Source organism: Pseudomonas sp. Sample_21 (assembly GCF_004307525.1).
In the GTDB taxonomy this organism is placed as follows: Bacteria; Pseudomonadota; Gammaproteobacteria; order Pseudomonadales; family Pseudomonadaceae; genus Aquipseudomonas; species Aquipseudomonas atacamensis.
This window is the reverse complement of sequence record NZ_RCNZ01000037.1, coordinates 1-3,690: the sequence shown is the minus strand read 5'-3', so window position 1 is coordinate 3,690 and position 3,690 is coordinate 1. Positions and strand designations below refer to the sequence as shown.

The 3,690-nt window shown below is 60.3% G+C and carries 3 protein-coding genes; 1 reads left to right on the top strand and 2 read right to left on the bottom strand.

Annotated elements, in window-relative coordinates; genetic code table 11:
* Positions 1-252 precede the first annotated feature (252 nt).
* Positions 253-909, bottom strand: coding sequence for a thiopurine S-methyltransferase (locus tag D8U71_RS05550; RefSeq protein WP_130887345.1), 657 nt, complete (start codon positions 907-909; stop codon positions 253-255).
* A 102-nt stretch (positions 910-1,011) separates the two neighbouring features.
* Here D8U71_RS05550 and D8U71_RS05545 point away from each other — a divergent pair, with 102 nt between their 5' ends.
* Positions 1,012-1,779, top strand: a complete 768-nt coding sequence (locus D8U71_RS05545; protein WP_130887344.1) for a class III extradiol ring-cleavage dioxygenase — start codon at positions 1,012-1,014, stop codon at positions 1,777-1,779.
* 117 nt (positions 1,780-1,896) lie between these two features.
* Here D8U71_RS05545 and D8U71_RS05540 read toward each other — a convergent pair whose 3' ends face one another.
* On the bottom strand, positions 1,897-3,570 hold the full coding sequence (locus D8U71_RS05540; protein ID WP_016770859.1) for a DEAD/DEAH box helicase: 1,674 nt from the start codon (positions 3,568-3,570) through the stop codon (positions 1,897-1,899).
* Positions 3,571-3,690 lie beyond the last annotated feature (120 nt).

The window sequence follows — 3,690 nt, the reverse complement described above, 5'->3', positions numbered from 1 at the left end:
TCAAACAGGGCTTCGCCCGCATGTTCATGAGCCACCCGCCGCTGGAAGAGCGTATTGACGCACTGCGTCGTCGCGGTTGATTTGACCGAAGTGAAAAAGAAGGCCCGCAGCGATGCGGGCCTTTTTTTGTATCTCCAGATCATGCGTTGTCAGCAAAGTCCCTTTCGCGAGCAGGCTCGCTCCCACCTTTGGAATGCATCCCACTGTGGGAGCGAGCCTGCTCGCGAGGACGCCGGAGCTGCTGACAGAAAACTATCTGGAAGAAACCCGATAAACCCGCTCCACCAACCACTCAACCCCGCCCTGCACAAACTTGGGGCTCTCATCCAGAATATCCCGCTCTTCCAGTTTCTCCAGCTGCCAACCCTGGCCCAGCAGCCGCTGCGCCTCATCATCATTCACCGCAAACGGCGGTCCCGGGATCTGCGACTGATCGTAATCCAGGGTAATCACCAGCCCTTTCATCCCCGGCGCCAGCAACTGTTGCAGATGCTCCGCGTAGCGCTGGCGCATCGCGTCCGGCAAGGCAATCAGCGCGGCGCGGTCGTACAGCGCCGTGCAACCGGCAACATCCTCTGCCGTCAGCGCGAAAAAATCACCGCACCACAATTCGAACGCAACAGTGCGATAAACCTTGAATGCGCCCTGCTCGCTGATCTGCGGTTGCAACTGATGTTCGCTGAAAAACTCCTCGACAGCCTTTTCGGCTAGCTCAACCCCAATTACCTGGTGTCCCTGCCCGGCAAGCCAGAGCAGATCCAGACTCTTCCCGCACAGCGGCACAAGCACACGCGCCGACGGTGCAATCGCCAGCTCCGGCCAGTAACGCTGCAAATACGGGTTGGCCTCGGACTGATGAAAGCCGATCTGGTTCGAATCCCATTTCTTGTACCAAAACTCAGGCTGCATGGATCACTCCGAAAAACCGATGAAAAACCGCAGAAACTTATATTGGATTCAGATCGATGATCTGACTGAAGATGGCTCATCTTAGCGCTCAGGAGCCCGTCCATGTTGCCCAGCCTGTTTATCTCCCACGGTTCACCGATGCTCGCGCTGGAGCCCGGTGCCAGCGGCCCGGCACTGGCGCGACTGGCCGCCGAACTGCCGCGCCCCAAAGCCATCGTCATCGTCTCGGCGCACTGGGAAAGCCAGGAACTGCTGGTCAGCAGCCACCCGCATCCGGAAACCTGGCACGACTTCGGCGGTTTCCCCCGTGCGCTGTTTGAAGTTCAGTACCCGGCACCGGGCAATCCGCAGCTGGCCGCCGAAGTGGCTGAACTGCTGAACGCCCATGACTTGCCGGCGCGGCTCGATCCGCAACGACCGTTCGATCATGGTGTCTGGGTGCCGCTGTCGTTGATGTATCCGCAGGCCGACATTCCGGTGGTGCAAGTCTCGCTGCCGAGTCGTGGCGGGCCGGCGTTGCAGACGCGGGTTGGCCGTGCGCTGGCGAGCCTGCGCGAACACGGCATTCTGTTGATCGGCTCCGGCAGCATCACCCACAACCTCCGCGAGCTGGACTGGCATGCCGGCCCGGAAAGCATTGAACCGTGGGCGCGGGATTTTCGTGACTGGATGATCGACAAACTGGCGGCCGACGATGAAACGGCGCTGCATGATTATCGCCAGCAGGCGCCGAATGCCGTGCGCAGTCACCCCAGTGATGAGCATTTGTTGCCGTTGTATTTTGCTCGCGGTGCTGGCGGGGTTTTCAGCGTGGCGCATCAGGGTTTCACGATGGGGGCGCTGGGTATGGATATATATCGCTTCGGCTGACGTCATCGCTGGCAAGCCAGCTCCCACAGGGTTTTGTGTGAACCCTAAAAGCAGGCAAAAAAAATCCCCGAACCAGTCGGGGATTTTTTATGTTCGATCAATCAGCCCAAGGGCGGATCAATCTTCGCGGTAGCGACGCAGCTTGAGCTGCTTACCAGCCACGCGAGTGTCCTTCAGCTTGGTCAGGAGCTTTTCCAGACCTTCTTCCGGCAGTTCGACGAGGCTGAAGCTGTCACGCACCTGGATGCGACCGATCGCTTCACGGGCCAGACCGCCTTCGTTGAGGATGGCGCCCAGCAGGTTTTTCGCAGCGATACCGTCACGCGCACCCAGCGCGGTACGGCAACGAGCACGGCCTTCGCCCAAAGGCATTGGCGCGCGACGCTCGCGGTCACCACGATCAGGACGATCACCGGAACGCTCAGGACGGTCGCCACGCGGTGCGTTGTTCGGCACCAGTGGACGTTCCTTCTCGATCGCTGCCAGGTTCAGCGCTTGACCGTTGGTAGCCTTGCGCAGCAGCGCAGCGGCCAGTGCACGCGGGGTGCAACCGATGTCGGCGGTCAGACGGTCGAGCAGCTCACCGTGAGTCGATTCGGCATCAGCAACCAGCGGCGACAGGCTGTTGGTCAGTTTCTTGATGCGTGCATCGAGAACGGCCTGAGCGTCTGGCAGGCGTACTTCGGCAACTTTCTGACCGGTTACGCGCTCGATCACTTGCAGCATGCGGCGCTCACGTGGAGTCACCAGCAGCAGTGCTCGACCTTCGCGACCGGCACGGCCGGTACGGCCGATACGGTGCACGTAGGATTCCGGGTCGTACGGCATGTCAACGTTGAACACGTGAGTGATGCGCGGAACGTCCAGACCACGGGCAGCAACGTCGGTCGCGACAACGATGTCCAGACGGCCATCCTTGAGCGAGTCGATCACGCGCTCACGCTGGTTCTGGGCGATATCACCGTTCAACGCGGCGGCTTTGTAGCCTTTGGCGTCGAGGGCGCTGGCCAGGTCCAGGGTCGCTTGCTTGGTGCGCACGAACATGATCAGCGCGTCGAAGTCTTCGACTTCCAGCAGGCTGAGTACGGCCGAGGTTTTCTGGTCAGCGTGAACCAACAGGTGAGCCTGTTCGATCGCGGTAACGGTCTGGGTCTTGGTCTGGATCTTGACGTGTTGCGGATCGCGCAGGTGGCGTTCGGCAATGGCGCGGATCGACTGCGGCAGGGTCGCCGAGAACAGCACGGTCTGGCGGGTCGATGGCAGAGCCTTGAAGATGACTTCCAGGTCATCCATGAAGCCCAGCTTCAACATTTCGTCAGCTTCGTCGAGAACCAGATGGTTCACGGTCGACAGGACTTTCTCGTCGCGACGCAGGTGGTCGCACAGACGACCCGGAGTAGCGACAACAATCTGTGCGCCATTACGGATTGCCTTGAGTTGCGGGCCCATCGGCGCGCCGCCGTAGACAGCCACGACGGTGACGCCTGGCATTTGCTTGGCGTAGGTTTCAAAAGCGGTTGCTACTTGCAGCGCCAACTCTCGGGTTGGCGCCAGGATCAGGGCTTGCGGTTCGCGCTTGGCAGGATCGATGCGGTGCAGAATAGGCAGTGCGAACGCGGCGGTTTTACCGGTACCGGTTTGCGCCTGGCCAATCATGTCCTGGCCGGCCATGATGATCGGGATCGATTGCTGCTGAATCGCCGAAGGCTCTTCGTAGCCAGTCGCTGCGACGGCTGCAAGAATATTCGGGTTGAGATTAAAAGCGGCGAATCCGCCGGTTTCCTGGGTCATGGGTCTGCCTCTAAGTGCATCCGCAAAGACCCATGCTCCAAAGCTGCGCATGCCGTGTTGAGACTCAAGAGTCGCCCTGGCAGCTTTGTCGGCGGGGATTTGCGAAAACGAATGAATGAA